Raw genomic sequence first — 17,055 nt, 5'->3', positions numbered from 1 at the left:
AAGGTGATTAGGCGGCTCAGTTTCCAGACCCCTGATCACCTTCTTTTTTTACACCGGGCCTGAATATTTCGAATTCCACCCTTCTGTTCAGGGTCTTGTCCTGCTCTGTTTTTTCCTCCACAATCGGTTGGCTGCTTCCGTAGCCTTCAAACTCCACTCTTCGCTCGTCGACGCCCCCAAATATGACCATGTAGTCTCTGATGTTCTGAGCCCTCGACTTAGACAGGGCAAGATTAAATGCTGGTGAGCCATCCGAATCAGTATGTCCGGAGATCCTCAGCTTGAAGTCTGGATTGTCGTACAGAAAGTTCACAATTTTATTAAGGTCGCCATACATTTCCGTTCGGAGATCGGATTTGCCATTTTCGAACTCAATGGACTCGAATTTGACCTTGCTGGCAATCGGGTCAGTGGTTCTGTTCAGCTCCATTGGCCCGTTGAGGTAAAACATCTCTTCTATCCTGAAAAAGTCGTCGCCCTGAATCACCAGCAGGTAGTTGTTGTTATTGATAAGATCGAACTCAAAGCTGCCGTCGGGTTTCAGAAACCTGGGCGCCACTTCAATCCCATCGTCGAGGTCGATGATAGAAACAATCCCGTTGAAAGGTTTTCCTGTCAAACTGTCGGTCAATGAACCCTTCACCTTCGTTATTGAGCCAGGCTGTGCTTCCATGGGCAGGGGAAAGGAGTAGAGATCCTGCATGTTTAAATCTCTGTTGGCCGACCGTGCGTAGAACAAATCTTTTGACTCGGCGTCGATAGTAAAATAGAACTCGCTTCCTCTTCCATTCACCAGCGGCCCTATATTGACAGGCTCGCCCCAGATGTGCCCCATTTTGTAAGATTTATAAATGTCGAACTCACCGAAGTTGTAGAGCTGACCATTGGAGCTGAAGTAGAGAATATTGTACCGGGGATGGAAAAAGGGGCTGACCTCATTGCTTCGGGTGTTTACAATAGGCCCCAGGTTTTGGGCAGGAGCCCAGCCACCACCTTTAAGCTTGTAGGAAAAATAGATATCAGACAGTCCGAAGCCACCTATCCTGTCTGAGGCAAAAAAGAGCGTGTCCTCGGTGTGCGACAGGGCGGGGTGACTGTCCCAGCTTAGGCTATTCACTTTGGCTCCAAGGTTTTGAATATTGCCCCAGGTGCTGTCAGCTTGAAGCTTTGCAACGAAAATATCGCAACTGCCGATACATTCCGGGGCATCACATCTGGCAAAATAAAGGGTTTTGCCATCACGACTCAGGGTTGCCGACCCCTCATTGTATTTTGTATTGATTTCCCGAAGGGCAACTGCCTCCTGCCAATACTGCCCTTCCTTTCTGGCAATAAAGAGATCCTCATTGTTTTGCGTATTCAGGCTCCTTCTGATTTCATTTCTTTGAGAGGTAAAAAGCAGGATGTCTCCATTGATGTTCAAAGTGGGGCCGTAGTCAGCATTGCGGCTGTTGACGTTGCCGCCCATATTGAGCAAAACTCCTCGTGGAGGCCGGAGCGTATCAATGGCCTTTCTGTGTTCTACCAACTCGTAGTAATAGTCGAGCGGAACATATAAGTCGACCTCCTGCTTGTTGAGCGAGTCATAATAAAGCTCAATTTCCCGCAGGTTAATGTCTTTGTGGTGGTGGCGCAACACCATCTTGTATAGCGGCTTCGCTTCCTCCAGCCCGTCAAATAGTTCTGTCAATTTGGCCAGTCGCCAAATCAGGTAGGTGTCTTTGTAGAAATTCTGTACACCAAAGTTTCTGACATAAGATTTCAGTGCCGGATACAACGCCTCCCACTCTTTATTGGCTTCAAGCTTCTGGATGCGTTCCAGCTTGCTTTTGTCTACATAATCAGCCACCTTGTTAATGTTCGGAAACTCAAAAACATTTATCTCAGAAGGCGCAGCAAGTGAATCAAGGCTGGTTTCAACGTTTGAAGGGGCGGCTTTCTTCCTCTTGTTCCTTTGGGCAAGTGCCGGGAAAACGACAGAACCCAGCAGAGAAATGGCCAACAGCGCAGTAAGCCACCATTTCGCAGAAGGCTGGAAATAGTCGTAGAAAGTATTGAATCTATTGGATGGTTTTGTCAAGTACATGGGTTGATGAGAAATAGAAAGGGTCGCCAGAGGCTGCCTACTATTTTTTGGCATATCTCTTGCAATTTATATGGGCCGAGTGAATTTTACACCTATCTGGGTCATTTAATGTCAGATTGGCATATCGACAGCGTTAGATAATTATGAATAACAATAAAGAGAAAGAACTAGCAGTAGCTTTTTTGTCGGAAATACAAGAAGACGAATCAGGAGATATTATACAGCTAGTATCAGCTGACCTGGAGGAGGATTTGAAGCCGGAGGATGTGCCTGATGAGGTGCCCATTCTGCCGATAAAGAACACCGTGTTGTATCCGGGGGTAGTGATCCCCATCACGGTGAGCCGACAGAAGTCAATCCGGCTCGTGAAAAAAGCCTATAAAGGCAGCAAAATTATTGGCGTGCTGGCTCAGAAGAACAGAAAGGCTGAGGAGCCGAAATCTGATGATCTCTATACTGTGGGCACCATTGCCCGCATATTGAAAATGCTCGTGATGCCAGACGGCAACACAACGATCATTATTCAGGGGAAGAGCCGGTTTGAGGTAGAAAGCATCATCCAGGAAGACCCGTTTATCAGCGCCAGAGTAAAGCTCCTCACCGAGAAGTTTCCCGCCAAGTCAAGTAAAGAAACCAAGGCGCTTATTCAGTCACTAAAGGATGCCGCTTACAAGGTAATGAAGCTGAATCCGGAGATACCCAAAGAAGCCCATGCAGCCCTTGGCAACATAGATAATAGCAGCTTCCTTACTCATTTTCTTTCATCCAATGTCAATGCCGATGTGGCCGATAAGCAAAAGCTGCTGGAAACCCACGATGGCGTAAAGAGGGCTGAGTTGCTGCTGGAGTACATGTTGAAAGACATTCAAATGCTTGAAATCAAGCAGGAGATTCAAAATAAGGTGCATTCTGACATCGATCAGCAGCAGCGGGACTACTACCTCCGGCAGCAAATCAAAGTACTTCAGAATGAATTGGGGTACGACGGCCCGGAAAAAGATATCCAGGAGCTGAGAAAGCTGGGTGCAGAGAAAAAATGGGACGAGGAGGTGAAGCAGCACTTCTTCAAAGAGCTTGACAAAATTTCCCGGATGAACCCTGCCGCCGCTGAGTTTCCGGTGGCGATGAACTATGTCGATTTTATGGTTCACCTGCCCTGGAATGAGTATACGCAGGACAATTTTGACCTGAAAAGAGCCCGGAAGATTCTCGACGAAGATCACTATGGCATGAAAAAGGTCAAGGAGAGAATCCTTGAATACCTGGCCGTGTTAAAGCTCAAGGGCGACATGAAAAGCCCCATTCTTTGTCTTTATGGCCCTCCGGGTGTCGGGAAAACATCCCTGGGAAGATCGATTGCCCGTTCGCTCGACAGACATTATGTCAGGATGTCGCTGGGTGGTGTGCATGACGAGGCGGAAGTGAGAGGCCACAGAAAAACATATATCGGTGCCATGCCGGGAAAGATCGTTGGTAACATATCGAAAGCCAAGTCGTCAAACCCCGTTTTTATCCTCGACGAAATCGACAAAGTAAGCTCTAACTTCAGAGGAGATCCATCGTCCGCACTTTTGGAGGTGCTTGACCCTGAGCAAAACAATAGCTTCACTGACAACTACCTGGAGGTGGGCTACGATCTGTCGAAAGTGCTGTTTATCGCTACGGCCAACACACTTGAGACCATCCAGCCTGCTTTGAGAGACAGGATGGAGATCATAGAGATTACTGGCTACACCCTGGAAGAGAAGATAGAAATAGCCAAGCAACACCTGATACCCAAGCAGCGGAAAGAGCATGGGGTAAAGGCATCTCAGATTAAATTCACCGACGAGGCTATTGGAAAAATTATAGATGACTATACCAGAGAATCTGGTGTACGAACGCTTGAACGGAGAATTGCCACGGTAATCAGAAATGCTGCCAAGTCCATTGCCATGGAGGAGGCCTACACCAAGACCATCAAAGGAAAGGAAGTGCGCAAAATTTTGGGCGCCGAAATCTTTGATAAAGAGGTCTATTCGGATAACACCCACCCGGGTGTAGTCACAGGGCTGGCCTGGACACAGGTAGGAGGGGAGATTTTGTTTATCGAATCGTCGCTGAGTAGGGGCAAAGGCAAATTGACACTGTCTGGCCAACTAGGCGACGTGATGAAGGAGTCAGCCGTGGCTGCGCTATCATACCTGAAGTCGAACGCTCATAAGCTCGACATCGACCACCAGGTTTTTGACCATTACGACCTGCATGTACACGTGCCAGCTGGTGCAGTGCCAAAGGACGGGCCGTCGGCGGGGATTACCATGCTCACATCGCTGGCGTCAATTTATACGCAGCGCAGGGTGAAAGACAAGCTGGCCATGACAGGAGAAATCACCCTCAGAGGAAAGGTGCTTCCCGTGGGAGGCATCAAGGAGAAAATACTTGCAGCCAAGCGTGCCGGGATAGAAGAGATCATCCTGAGCAGCCGCAACCGCAAAGACATTGAAGAAATTGAACCTAATTATATTGAGAACCTTAAGATTAACTACGTCGACAATGTAGACGAAGTGTTGAAGCTGGCGCTACTCAAATCGAAGGTGGAAGGGGCTACACATCTTTGGCCTATTAAAGGATTGGCCAAAGAAATGGCCACCGTTGAGGATTTATGAGAGGGAGCCACCTAAATACCCTGGGTATCATTTTGTTGCTTTTGCTAGTAATAACAGATGTGGGGTATGCGCAAATTGGTGGTCAAGACTCCTTTCAATTTCTCAATACGCCTGTTAATGCGAGAGTAGCTGCGCTTGGGGGCTACAATGTATCCCAAAATAGGGGCGACCTGAACTGGGTTTTTTATAACCCGGGACTGCTCGACTCCGTAGCAGCCGGTGATATTTCTATTTCCTACGTCAACTTTTACGGCGGCAGCAAATATAGTCAGGTGGCCTATGCTTTTGATACCAAGGCGGTTGGGAAAGCGGCAGTTGGCCTCACTCACCTCAGCCATGGAAACTTCGATAGCTACGACGAGGCTGGCAACTACCTGGGCACTTTCAATGCCAGCGAATATGCCGTGAGGGTATCGCTGAGCCACAGAATGGGCCCGTTTCTGATGGGGGTGGCTCCGCAACTGGCTGTATCGAGCATTGCTGGCTTCCGCTCTTCAGCACTCATGGCAGATATTGGTGGCGTATTTCAGCACCCCCGCAAACAGTTAAGTGTTGGGTTGGTGATGAAAAATGCTGGCTTCGGACTTGGAAGGTATGCAGAGGAGAAAACCAGGCTTCCCTTCGACGTTCAGCTGGGAATGAGCTTCAAACCTGAGCAAATGCCGGTGATTTTCTCATTCACTGGCACCAATCTCCCAAATCAAAACCTGGTGTATTTTGAGCCCGACAGCAGGGTAAACTTCAACGAAGCTGTGCCGGGCACGTTTACCAAAATATTCAGCAGAGTGAACATTGGCACCGAATTTTTGTTTGGGCCTAATTTCCATGTATTGGCTGGATACAACCACAGAATAAGACGAGAGCTAAGACTGGAGCAGGCCGGTGGAAGTGCAGGCTTTTCAGTTGGCGTTTGGATAAAAATTAAATCATTTGAATTAACAATAGCCCGGTCGCACTACCACGTGGTGGGTGGCAATACCCATTTTACTGTCAGCCACAATGTGAACCGGTTATTTCATAAACGAAAATCAGCATCATGATAGATCAGAACAAATATTTGACCCCGAGGCAAATTGTTGCCGAACTCGATAAATACATCATTGGTCAGGACGACGCCAAGAGAAATGTGGCCATTGCGCTCAGAAACAGATGGCGCCGCATGCACAGCCATGAAGACATCAAAGGAGAGATTGTGCCCAACAATATCCTGATGATTGGTGCTACGGGCGTTGGCAAAACAGAAATTGCCCGCCGCCTGGCCAAGCTTGCCGATGCGCCTTTTACTAAGGTGGAGGCATCCAAGTTTACCGAAGTTGGTTATGTAGGCCGTGACGTGGAAAGCATGGTGCGTGACCTGGTAGAGCAGGCCGTTAACATGGTGAAGCAGAGCAAAAAAGAAGAGGTGAAAGGGAAAGCTGAGCTTGCTGTTGAAGGCATTATTCTCGATGCTTTGATACCTCCGATGAAGTCGGCGCCATCGAGGCAGCCGGCGGGCGCTCCGGGCGCAGACAATGCAATTGACATTACACCAGAGAATGATGAAGAGCTCAACGAGAGAACACGTGAGAGATTCCGTGAAAAGATCAGAAACGGTGAGCTCGACGACCGCAAAATAGAAATCAATGTTAAGGCGCCTGGTCAGGGGAATGTGGGCATGATTGGCGGTGGCATGATGGATGAGGTGAGCATGATGAACCTGCAGGAGATGCTGGGCAATATGCTGCCGAAAAAGAATAAGAAGAGGAAAGTGACAATAGCAGAAGCCAAGAAGCTACTGTTGGAGGAAGAGGTGCACAAGCTGATCGACATGGACGAGGTGAAGGAAGAAGCCATCGAAAAGGCGCAGAACTCCGGTATTATCTTCATTGATGAGATTGACAAGATCGCCAGCAGTGCGGGCAAGGGCGGCGGTGCGGATGTGAGCCGGGAAGGCGTGCAGCGAGACCTCCTGCCGATTGTGGAGGGAAGTGCTGTGAATACAAAGTATGGCGTCATTAACACTGAGCACATCCTTTTCATGGCTGCAGGAGCTTTTCACGTGTCAAAGCCCTCAGACCTTATTCCTGAGCTTCAGGGGCGTTTCCCCATCAGGGTAGAGCTGGAAAACCTCACCAAGGGCGACTTTCTCCGCATCTTGAGAGAACCAAAAAACGCCCTCACCAAGCAATATGAAGCGCTGCTGAAGTCGGAAGACGTGGAGCTTACCTTCAGCGATGAGGCACTGGAGGAGCTGGCCGACACAGCCTTTACCATCAACTCCGAAGTGGAGAACATAGGCGCAAGGAGACTGCACACAGTGATGAGCCGACTGTTGAATGAGTTCTTGTTTGATATTCCAGACAAAATCGGCCCCAATTCCAAGCTGGTCATTACCAAAGAGATGGTGAATGAGAAGCTCTCAGGACTGGTGAAGAACAAGGATTTGAGTAGGTATATCCTTTAGTAAACAATCTTCTTCCGCAGCCCGGGTAAAGAGGTCGCTCTCTCCGCCAGCGCAACAGCGCCCTCTTTACTCCACGCAAGAAAACGTCATCAAATTGACATGTACGGATAGTCATGCTTTTGAAAATGCCCTTTTTGGCTTGAGGGCTTCTGGAATGTCAATATCCCTCCCAGGTTGTGTCCCCGGATCAATCTGTATTTCTGGCGATTGAATGTTTCGTTTGTGGTTAAATAAAAAAGTAAAACTGGTTCAATGCGTCCCGCTTGGACCTTTGCTTTTTTATGACCACTTGGGGCATTGGGTTTAAAGGGTAATCCCCAAATTTTCTGCTTGATCCGTGTCCCCCGACGACCGGAATTGCGAGATGACGAGCAAGAGGAATATGACACTTAAATAAGGAAAGACACCAGGAAATTGCCAACGATAGCCCTGGTAAAGAGGTCGCTCTCTCCCCCAACACAAGAGCGCCCTCTTTACTTCCCGAAAGAAAACGTCATCTGCAACCCCTCCAAGTCGGAGTCGAAAGAAAGTAACTATCAATACCCCTCTGGCAATCCTTTCGGGTAGTGAAAGAAAAGCAGCTTGCCCGCCTCGTAGCCAATGTCCCGCCAGTAGTTGACTTCGAAAGAAATGCCGACGGCTCCGGTGGTTGGAATATTCTCGATGGATGCCCCTGCCAGTTGGTTGGCAAACTCCGTCAGGCCAGGGTTGTGGCCAAAAAGCATCACCGACGTGTGCTGGTCGTCCAGTTCAACCACCACCTTCAGCAACCTGTCTGGCCAGGCATGGTAAACAGATTTGTCGGTAATAATTTCTCTTTTATCAATGCCAAGCTCCGCAGCCACCTTTTTAGCAGTCTTGATGGCTCGCTCCGCCGGGCTGCTGACTACAAGGTCAGGGTGAATTTGTTGATCATTAAGGAACTTGCCCATCCTCGGAGCATCTGATTTGCCCCGGCTACTTAGTGGCCTTTGGAAGTCGTCCAGCTCAGGGAAGTCCCAGCTCGATTTTGCGTGCCGTACCAGATAGATTGTCTTCATAAACCGGAGTCAAACTAAGGAATATAGAAATCAAAAACGAGGTCGTTCATACACTTAAAATGGCCCTTTGGACATTTATCGAAACCTATCTTTGAGCAGGGCCTGCACTTGATCTTATTGTTTTCAAACACGATAAATTTTGTTCTGTAGGGGTACATGCCAAAAGAAGGGATGGTGTTGCCCCAAATGCTGAAGACTGTTTTCCCGAAGGCAGCCGCCACGTGCATAAGACCGGTGTCGTGCGAGAAAACAACGCTGGATTGCTTGACCAATGAAGCTGACTGGTTAAAGTTGAATTTACCACAGCCATTGAAGATTTCTGTTTTTTTACCCAGCTCTTTCAACGACTCCTCATAGCCACTTGAGTTTTTTGTTCGTTCGAAGAACCGTGCTATTTCCTCGCCAGCCTCAGCATCTTCCTTTCCTCCCAGCAGGATGACAGGCTTGTTGATCCGGTCGCAAAGCTCAATCATGCGCTTTACCGGTAGCTTTTTGGTGCCATGCTGGCCACCGATAGCGTAGGTAATAAATCCGTTGCGGTGGCTTTCTGGCAGCCAGGTGATATCCACCTCGTCTTTGTCCGGAATAAAATAGTCGAGGCCCAGCTGGTCAGGTTTGCCACCCAATGGCTGTAGGGTGTCGAGGTAGCGGTCAACAATATGGCGGTTGGGCAATTTATTTACTTTGAAATTGACCATCAGGTACTTTTGCCAGTTGAGCTTGTCCACAGCAAAGGCCTTTGCCTTCAGCGCCCACTTGATCCTCAGCGTCCTTAGGTTGTGGTGGAGGTCAATGACGTAGTCGAAGTTTTCTGTCTTAAGTGTTTCAATCAGCTGCTTGTCTCCCTTCTCCAGAACGTGGATTTTATCAATATATGGGTTCTCTTCCAGAAGAAATCTGAACCGGGCCATGGTGGCATAGTGCACTTCCACATCGTCGAGTTGGGTTTTTAACACCCTTGGCACCGGACTGGTGAGTACAATGTCTCCAATAGACGAAAACCGTAGGATCAGTACTTTCATTTAGCTGATTTGGCGAAAACGACCTGAGATACTTTCAACATATGGAGGACATTCACTAGTTCTTTGTGTGTTTGTGAAGCATTATGCCTTCACCATATCAGCCGCTCGCTTCTTTCTTTTCTCAAAATGGGCAGCCACCTCCGCTGTCGACAGCGCATTGAAGGTCATTTCTTTAGTGAGGCCGCCTTTTCTGCCCACCAAAAGCCCGTAGCGCATATCATGGTAGCCTTCGGTTTCATGGGCGTCGGGGTTTATGCTAAGCATCACGCCTTTCTCGATGGCATAGTGTACCCAGCGCCAGTCGAGGTCGAGCCGCCAGGGGTGGGCATTGATTTCGATGATCACACCCTCTTCAGCGCAGGCATCAATCACTGTTTTGTGGTCGATGGGGTAGCCCTTTCGTTCCAGCAACAGTCGGCCGGTGGGGTGGCCAAGCATAGTGGTAAAAGGGTTTTTGATGGCTTTTAGCAAGCGAGTGGTGGCTTTCTGCAAATCCATGTTGAGCACCGAGTGCACCGAGGCAACGATAAAGTCGAATGATGCCAGCACCTCGGTTTCATAGTCAAGGGAGCCGTCGGGTAGAATGTCAGATTCTATGCCTTTGAAGATGCGGAATGGCGCCATCTCTTTATTGAGCGCATCAATCTCCACCTGCTGATCTTTTACTCTGTTGGCTTCGAGGCCGCTGGCATAAAACGCAGAGCGACTGTGGTCGCTGATACCCAGGTACTCATAGCCAAGGTCTTTGCAGTAGGTTGCCATTTCTTTTAAGGTATTCTTCCCGTCGCTGTAAGTAGAGTGATTATGAAGAATTCCTTTGAGGTCGCTCATTTCTACCAACTTGGGCAGCTTATTTTCCTGCGCTAACGCTATTTCGAAAGACCCTTCCCGCAATTCCGGCGCTATATAGGCCAGGCCAGCGTGCTTATACGCTTCCTCTTCAGTAGCAAAAGCCCTTTCGGTGAGCTTATCACGCAGTACAGCACCTTCGGCAAGTGTTTGGTTAAGGTGCAGCGGTGCGGCTGTGTACAACAAAAGCTTCTCTGTGAATTGCTTTTCGTCGCATAGCCTGATATGGAAAGTGATATAAGGTTCGTTGATATGCCCCCTGATGGAATAGGGTCCCGATTGCTGAAGGCTGACTTCTCCCAAACCACTTTTCTCAATCGCCTTTATGATCGACTCACTATTTAGCGACCCAACAAGCAATTCCAGCGTGTCGATCACCTCCAGCAAACGCCTCAGCGGGCCAACAAAACTTGTGGGCACTTTCTCTCCCAACTCTTTTTTGAGGGCTTCAATCAGCTGGTTGGCGGCCATCTCTGCTTCTGAAAAATGAAGCTTACCTACGTTGGCCTTTCTGTATTTTAAGCCATCAAGAATGGTTTGCTGGGTCTTCTCGCCAAAGCCCTTCACGCCAGCCACCCGGCCTTCCTCGCAGGCTTTTTGCAAAGCATCCAAACTTTCAATTTCCAGCTCTTTCCAGATCAACTTGATTTTCTTGGGGCCAATGCCTTTGATGGAAAGCATTTCTACCACCCCGGCAGGCGTTGATGCCCTGAGCTCCTCCAGCGCATCAAAGGTGCCCTTTTCGAGCAACTGATGGATGTTGGCGGCCATCGATTTCCCGATTCCTTCCAGGGCTCCGATTTCCTCTGCAGTCATGGTAGCGATGGGCTTGTCCACCTTTTCAAGGTTGAAAACCGCACCGGTGTAGCCACGAATTTTAAACTGGTTTTCTTCATGAAGCTCCATAAGAGAAGCCATGAGCCGGAATTGTGAGATTATTTCTTTGTTGTCCAAAATAAGAGGTGTTTTTGGTTAACTGGCATTGTAAAAGTAATTTTCCTAAGGCAAAATTCCTTAGATTACTCTAAACAAAAACAAGAAACTACGTGCGTACGAAAACATCGTGCAGAGGGAATTTGTTACGCAATACCAAACGCCTTATTTACCGAAGAGACTTTTGTCTGTTACATTTGACTAGTGAAACCAAAAAGGAACGAAGAAATGAACTATTGGCTGATAAAATCTGAACCAGAAACTTTTTCCTGGGACAAATTCGTGAGCATGGGTGGCGACATGTGGGATGGCGTGAGAAACTACGCTGCCCGCAACTTCATGAAAGACATGAAGGTAGGGGACCTGGCTCTTTTTTATCACAGTGTCAAAGAAAAGTCGTGTGTGGGGCTGGCCAGGGTAGCGAAAGAGTATTACCCGGATCCGACAGCCAAGCCAGAAGAAAAAGACACCTGGGTGGTAGTGGATTTTGTGCCGGTGCAAAAACTCAAAAGGCCGGTGAGTCTCGGAGAGATCAAGCAGGATGAGCGGCTGTCCGAAATGGCACTTATTAAGCTTTCGAGACTGTCTGTGCAGCCTGTCAAGAAGGAAGAGTTTGATATAATTATTCAAAAATCCGAAGAATAGCGTTGGGCGGGTATAAATCTTTTTTTGGGGACAAGCTTTTATGAAGTGTTTTGATGACGTGACCATTGTCAATATGCGACTCAAACAATTAACGGTGTTGCTGGCTTTTTGCTGTCTTACGGGCACGGGCGTACTGGGCCAGGACCGGAAAAAAGACCAGAAGGCCAGTGAGCTTATTGAGCAACCCAAAAGAGTGGAGTTTGAGATAAAAAACTCGAATTACGAGGACTACGTCGTTTATAGCTGCGAGGAGGAGGGATTGTCCATTTATCACCAAACCGAGCACAAAAATAAGGATGGCTACCTGTGGGAGTTCTTTAAACTCGACACCGCCCTTGACATGACATGGAGAAGGGAGCTGTATCTTCCTTTTGCGTCCCGCATCATTGGCTACGATTATTCGCCGGGCTTTATGTATTACCTCATTCGGGAAAAGCAATACAAGCAGGAGGAACTGCTGGTGATGAGGATGGACCTGGAAAAAGGCGACACTACCAAGTTCAACATCAACACGGTGTTCCCTGTTAACCTGACACAATTTGAAGTAGTGGGAAGCACCATTTTGATGGGTGGCTACACCAACTACCGGCCAGTGATCATCCGATACAACCTTTTTGACCAACGACCGCAGGTGGTTCCTGGGTTTTATGCCGACTATGCCGAGATACTGCGACTGGAAACCGACGACCGCCTCAGGACTTTCACGGTGACGATGAGTGAAAAGACGACAGACAAGCGCACCACCATTTCGGTGAGGTCATTTTCAGAAAGTGGGGACATGATCAGGAACATTTTGCTGCAGCCTGATGAATCGAAGAGCCTAATCAATGGAGCACCCGCCCACCTCGAAATGGATAGGCAGTTTATTGCCGGCACTTACGGACACAAACGATCGACCTACTCCAGGGGGCTTTATATCGCCACCGTGGGCAACGACGGGCAGCAAAAGATAGACTATTACAACTATGCCGACCTGGAAAATTTCTTTTCGTACATGCGAGCCAAGCGTGAGCAGAGAATTAAAGAGAAGATCAGCCGAAGGAAGGTGCAGGGCAAGCGGGTAAAGTTCAACTATCGGTTGCTGGTGCACGATATTATCCAGGACGGCGACAAATACACTTTGTATGGTGAGGCCTACTACCCCAGGTATTCTAATTACAGCGGCTACGACCGGTTTGGCGGCTACACCTATGGCCGGAGCAATACCTATTTCAACCCCAATTTCCTGGGATACAAGTACACGCATGCCGTTGTGATGACGTTCGATAAGTCGGGCACGCTGCTTTGGGACAATTCCTTTGAAATCAACGACGTTACCAGCTACGATCTGCAGCAGTTTGTGCATGTGAGTACATCCGGCGATGAGGTGGCTTTGCTTTACATGTTTGAGAATGTGATCCGATCCAAGATCATAAAATCGGATGAGATCATCGAAGGCAAAACGTTCAATGACATCGAGCTTACATTTGAAGATGATGAAGTCAGGGTGAGCGACAACGAGGTGGGAGGCTTGTCGGTGTGGTACGGAAAAACCTTTTATACCTACGGCATTCAGGACATCAAAAACCTGAAGGACAACCGGGTGAACCTCAACCGCAACGTGTTTTTTATCAATAAGGTGGTTTATAGGTAGGATACTCAGACACTCCGACAGTCGGACAGTCGGACGGTCAGACAATCGGACAGTCCGACACTCTGAACATCCAAAAGTCCGAACCATCCGAACATCCGACGGTCTGACTTACAAATGATTGTTAAGGTGCAGTGTCTTCACGCACCTTGCCACCTTCCGTCTCCGGTCTCCCTTCTTCCGACTTTCTCCATAAATCCCAAATCCGCCATCCGTAATCAAATCATTTTTTCATAACTTCGCCCCATGCAAAAACGGTTGCTCTTCGACGGACGTCTTTTACAGTTCACCATCAACAGGCTTTGTCAGCAACTTATTGAAAATCATGGCGACTTTGCCAACTCCGTTTTAATGGGCTTGCAGCCCAGGGGCATCTTTTTGGCCGAAAGAATCCGGACCAGCCTTGAGAGCCTTCTGAATAAAAAAATCCTTCTTGGCTATTTGGATACTACCTTCCACAGGGACGACTTCCGGCGCAGAGATGCACCTATCGCTCCTCATGAAACCAAAGTCAGTTTTGTCATTGAAGGCAAAAAAGTCATCCTGATCGACGATGTGCTGTTCACTGGCAGATCGGTGCGGGCAGCCCTCGATGCCATGGTAAGCTTTGGAAGGCCGGAGAAAGTGGAGCTGCTGACGTTGATCGACCGCATGTACAGCCGGGACATTCCGGTGGAAGCTACTTATGTCGGCAGAAGGGTGAATACAGTGAGAAGCCAGCGAATATTAGTAGAACTAAAAGAACAGGGCATGCCTGAAGACAATATCTGGATCATGGAAAAGGAGGACGAGGCATGAGCAAGCTGAGTACCCGCCATTTGTTGGGCATCAAAGATATCACGGAAGAGGATATTCAGCTCATTTTCCAAACGGCCGACAACTTCAAAGACGTGCTTAACCGGCCCATCAAGAAGGTTCCCTCTTTGCGTGACATTACCGTCGCCAACGTCTTCTTCGAAAACTCCACCCGTACAAGGCTTTCTTTTGAGTTGGCGGAAAAAAGACTTTCTGCCGACGTTGTTAATTTCTCCTCCTCATCCAGCTCCGTCAAAAAAGGGGAAACCCTGCTCGACACCGTCAACAATATCCTGGCCATGAAAGTGGACATGGTGGTGATGCGCCACGCCAGCCCCGGGGCTCCCCACTTCTTATCAAAGCACGTAAAGGCCAACATCATCAATGCCGGCGACGGCACCCACGAGCACCCTACGCAGGCATTGCTCGATGCATTCTCGATCCGGGAAAAACTGGGTGATGTGGCTGGAAAAAGAGTGGCCATCATGGGCGACATCCTGCATTCAAGAGTAGCGCTTTCCAATATCTTCTGTCTTAAAAAGCTTGGTGCTGAGGTGATGGTGTGTGGCCCCATCACGCTGATACCCAAATTCATCGGCGAGCTGGGCGTGAAGGTAGAGTATGATGTCAAAAAGGCCCTGGAATGGTGCGATGTCGCCAACGTGCTACGCATTCAATTAGAAAGGCAGCAAATCAAATACTTCCCATCGTTGCGGGAGTACTCGATATATTTTGGTATCAACAAGCAGCTGCTCGACACTCTGAACAAAGAGATTGTGATCATGCACCCCGGGCCCATCAACAGGGGAGTAGAACTCAACAGCGACGTAGCCGACTCCGACCATTCTATTATACTGGGTCAGGTGGAAAATGGTGTTGCCATCCGCATGGCAGTGCTCTACCTGCTGGCCGGCGTGAAGGAGGTGTAGGCACAACCCAAGCCACGCCATCAAATACTCCCAGATACCCTGAATTTAGCCTTTTGGTTCAAAGCCGGATCATCCACTTTACACAAATGGTCGGCCATATCGCAACGCAGTGGAGATATCTTATCCATCCACCCATGCCCTACCGAATTAGGTGTCGGCACGGCCCTAGCCAACCCCGCAAGAGCCGTCAGACACCGGGTTTACCGTGCCTAAACGGAGTTTCGAATTGATGTCCCCGGGCAATAATTACATGCTGGACAGATGTGGCATCACAACCTTTGGGCCTTCGTGGCCACCGAAATGATTGTTAAGGTGCCGTGTCTTCACGCACCTTGTCCGGATGGGGCTCTCTCGCAGAGGGCCCTGAAAGGAGGGCTGACTGTTGATCGCTTACTCTTCACAACCAAAAGACTTTAAGCCTTTAGCCAGTTTCCAACTTTTCCTTACGGATAGGGCTTCACCGCCATCTTTTTGTTATATCACCCTTTCAGGACTCACACAATGGCAAGCCCTGAAAGGGCCCGAACGGAGTGGAATATCTGTGCATTTGGTAAAGCCCTATGCACTGGTCTCGTTTCCTGTTCTCAGCTTTCCGGAGGCTAACCGCTAACTGTCGTTTCCCGTCTGAATATCAGATCCGGCCTCCCGTCTTCTTCACCCGCCGAAGCCTCTGGCGTAGGAGGCCGTCTCCCAACCTTCACCCCCAACCTTCGTTCTTCAACTGTTCATTGCTCATTGCTCACTGCTCACTTCCGTCTCCCGACTTCGATCTCCCGGCTCCACTCTGAATATCCGAACATCCGAGCGTCTGAACATCCGAATGTCTGACTACCTCCCGTCTTACTCACCCGCCGAAGCCTCTGGCGCAGGAGGGCCGTCTTCAAGCCTCTCCGGTCACTCAAATCCGTTGCTCTTTTTTGCATTTTTCTCAAACCAACTTGTACTTTTTTGTCTTTCATTGTTGCGTCTAAGCCGAAATTTGATGCATATTGCCAACTATACCTTTGTGAGCATTTGTGTAGACTCCCCTAATGACGCCGTCAAGTGGGTAAATTTTGATTTTAATTGTAAGTTTGCAGCTTCGAACCTGGGAGTGAAACGGGCCTTCCTTTATTATACGCCACTGGTGCAAAAGGATCAACGACAGCTCATTTTTGGTTGCAGACGGTAAAAACATGTAATTCATTCCGGTATAATGCTAACATTTGGTGTCAGGAGGTCCTGGTCTGGGCTGGTTTTTAATACAATTCTATTTTTTTTACTCGGCGCAGCCCTTAGCGCATGCATCTCCAATAAGAAGGTAGTGTACATGCAGGAATCCAATGAGGAGTCTCCTGCGGTTCCTAACGACAGCTTGCTGAGCTTTCCCTATAAAACCTATGTCGTGCAGCCAGGTGATAACCTGGACATAAAAATCAAAAGCCTGGATGGAACAACTGATGATATGTTCAACATAGGTGGCATGGCTACGCAAGCCGCTGGTCAGCTCATAAGCAACGCTTCTGACATTTTCTACCTCACGGGCTTTAATGTTGATGCCAATGGGATGATTGAGGTACCTGTGATCGGAAGAATTTCAGTCGCTGGGAAAACCCTGGCAGAGGTAAGAAGAGTGGTGGAAGAATCGGCTCAGGTATACATCAAAGATCCTTACATATCGGTGAAGCTTGGTGGCATAAGGTTCACTGCGCTGGGTGAGTTCAGGGCACCGGGGAGGTACGGTGTGCTTCAAAACAGGCTGACCATTTATGAAGCCATTGCCTCAGCTGGTGACCTGCAGATAGAGGCCAACAGAAAAGAAGCGTTGCTTATCCGCCAGTACCCTGAAGGGCAGCGCATCCACAAAATAGACTTGACGAATCGTGACCTGATTAACTCTGAGTTTTATTATATCCAGCCTGGCGACCAATTGTATGTGGCGCCCCTAAAGGTACGAGAGCTCGGAACAGGCATTACTACTTTCCAAACCATCAGTGCTGTGGCTGCCACTATTACCGCCGTTTTTTTGATCCTTAACTTTTTTACCAAATAATCA

At 48.6% G+C, this 17,055-nt stretch carries 12 protein-coding genes; 8 read left to right on the top strand and 4 right to left on the bottom strand.

The window, feature by feature from the left end:
• Window positions 1-16: 16 nt before the first annotated feature.
• Window positions 17-2,140 (bottom strand): OmpA family protein, encoded by a 2,124-nt coding sequence (locus ACMVP2_RS06295; RefSeq protein WP_416867084.1) that lies wholly within the window; start codon window positions 2,138-2,140, stop codon window positions 17-19.
• 89 nt (window positions 2,141-2,229) lie between these two features.
• Between ACMVP2_RS06295 and lon the strand changes: the two genes are divergently transcribed.
• From lon to hslU, 3 genes are read left to right on the top strand one after another with little or no spacing between them, the layout of a single operon-like run.
• Window positions 2,230-4,734, top strand: coding sequence for an endopeptidase La (gene lon / locus ACMVP2_RS06290; RefSeq protein ID WP_339792682.1), 2,505 nt, complete (start codon window positions 2,230-2,232; stop codon window positions 4,732-4,734).
• Complete coding sequence (gene porQ, locus ACMVP2_RS06285) at window positions 4,731-5,774, top strand: type IX secretion system protein PorQ (RefSeq protein WP_416867083.1); 1,044 nt, start codon at window positions 4,731-4,733, stop codon at window positions 5,772-5,774. The genes lon and porQ overlap by 4 nt, the downstream gene beginning before the upstream one ends.
• Window positions 5,771-7,177, top strand: a complete 1,407-nt coding sequence (gene hslU / locus ACMVP2_RS06280) for an ATP-dependent protease ATPase subunit HslU (protein WP_317489700.1) — start codon at window positions 5,771-5,773, stop codon at window positions 7,175-7,177. The genes porQ and hslU overlap by 4 nt, the downstream gene beginning before the upstream one ends.
• 536 nt (window positions 7,178-7,713) lie before the next feature.
• Here hslU and ACMVP2_RS06275 read toward each other — a convergent pair.
• From ACMVP2_RS06275 to ACMVP2_RS06265, 3 genes are all read right to left on the bottom strand, one after another.
• Window positions 7,714-8,217: a SixA phosphatase family protein gene (locus tag ACMVP2_RS06275; protein WP_416867082.1), complete on the bottom strand. Its 504-nt coding sequence runs from the start codon at window positions 8,215-8,217 to the stop codon at window positions 7,714-7,716.
• 14 nt (window positions 8,218-8,231) lie between these two features.
• Complete coding sequence (locus ACMVP2_RS06270; RefSeq protein WP_416867081.1) at window positions 8,232-9,239, bottom strand: glycosyltransferase family 9 protein; 1,008 nt, start codon at window positions 9,237-9,239, stop codon at window positions 8,232-8,234.
• A gap of 81 nt (window positions 9,240-9,320) precedes the next feature.
• Complete coding sequence (locus ACMVP2_RS06265; protein ID WP_416867080.1) at window positions 9,321-11,042, bottom strand: helix-hairpin-helix domain-containing protein; 1,722 nt, start codon at window positions 11,040-11,042, stop codon at window positions 9,321-9,323.
• A gap of 207 nt (window positions 11,043-11,249) precedes the next feature.
• Here ACMVP2_RS06265 and ACMVP2_RS06260 point away from each other — a divergent pair, with 207 nt between their 5' ends.
• The 5 genes from ACMVP2_RS06260 to ACMVP2_RS06240 all read left to right on the top strand — a co-directional run bounded on the left by ACMVP2_RS06260 (window position 11,250) and on the right by ACMVP2_RS06240 (window position 17,052).
• Complete coding sequence (locus ACMVP2_RS06260; RefSeq protein WP_317489705.1) at window positions 11,250-11,666, top strand: EVE domain-containing protein; 417 nt, start codon at window positions 11,250-11,252, stop codon at window positions 11,664-11,666.
• Window positions 11,667-11,706: 40 nt separating this feature from the next.
• The gene (locus ACMVP2_RS06255; protein ID WP_416867079.1) at window positions 11,707-13,299 is read left to right on the top strand and encodes a hypothetical protein; all 1,593 of its coding nucleotides are present in this window, start codon (window positions 11,707-11,709) and stop codon (window positions 13,297-13,299) included.
• 243 nt (window positions 13,300-13,542) lie between these two features.
• On the top strand, window positions 13,543-14,094 hold the full coding sequence (pyrR, locus tag ACMVP2_RS06250; RefSeq protein WP_339792690.1) for a bifunctional pyr operon transcriptional regulator/uracil phosphoribosyltransferase PyrR: 552 nt from the start codon (window positions 13,543-13,545) through the stop codon (window positions 14,092-14,094).
• The gene (locus ACMVP2_RS06245; protein ID WP_416867078.1) at window positions 14,091-15,020 is read left to right on the top strand and encodes an aspartate carbamoyltransferase catalytic subunit; all 930 of its coding nucleotides are present in this window, start codon (window positions 14,091-14,093) and stop codon (window positions 15,018-15,020) included. Before pyrR ends, ACMVP2_RS06245 begins: the two co-directional genes overlap by 4 nt.
• 1,309 nt (window positions 15,021-16,329) lie before the next feature.
• Window positions 16,330-17,052 (top strand): polysaccharide biosynthesis/export family protein, encoded by a 723-nt coding sequence (locus ACMVP2_RS06240; RefSeq protein ID WP_416867077.1) that lies wholly within the window; start codon window positions 16,330-16,332, stop codon window positions 17,050-17,052.
• Window positions 17,053-17,055 lie beyond the last annotated feature (3 nt).

The sequence above is a fragment of the Imperialibacter sp. genome (genome assembly GCF_048007035.1).
Taxonomy (GTDB): domain Bacteria; phylum Bacteroidota; class Bacteroidia; order Cytophagales; family Cyclobacteriaceae; genus Imperialibacter.
This window is presented reverse-complemented; position numbering and strand designations above follow the sequence as displayed.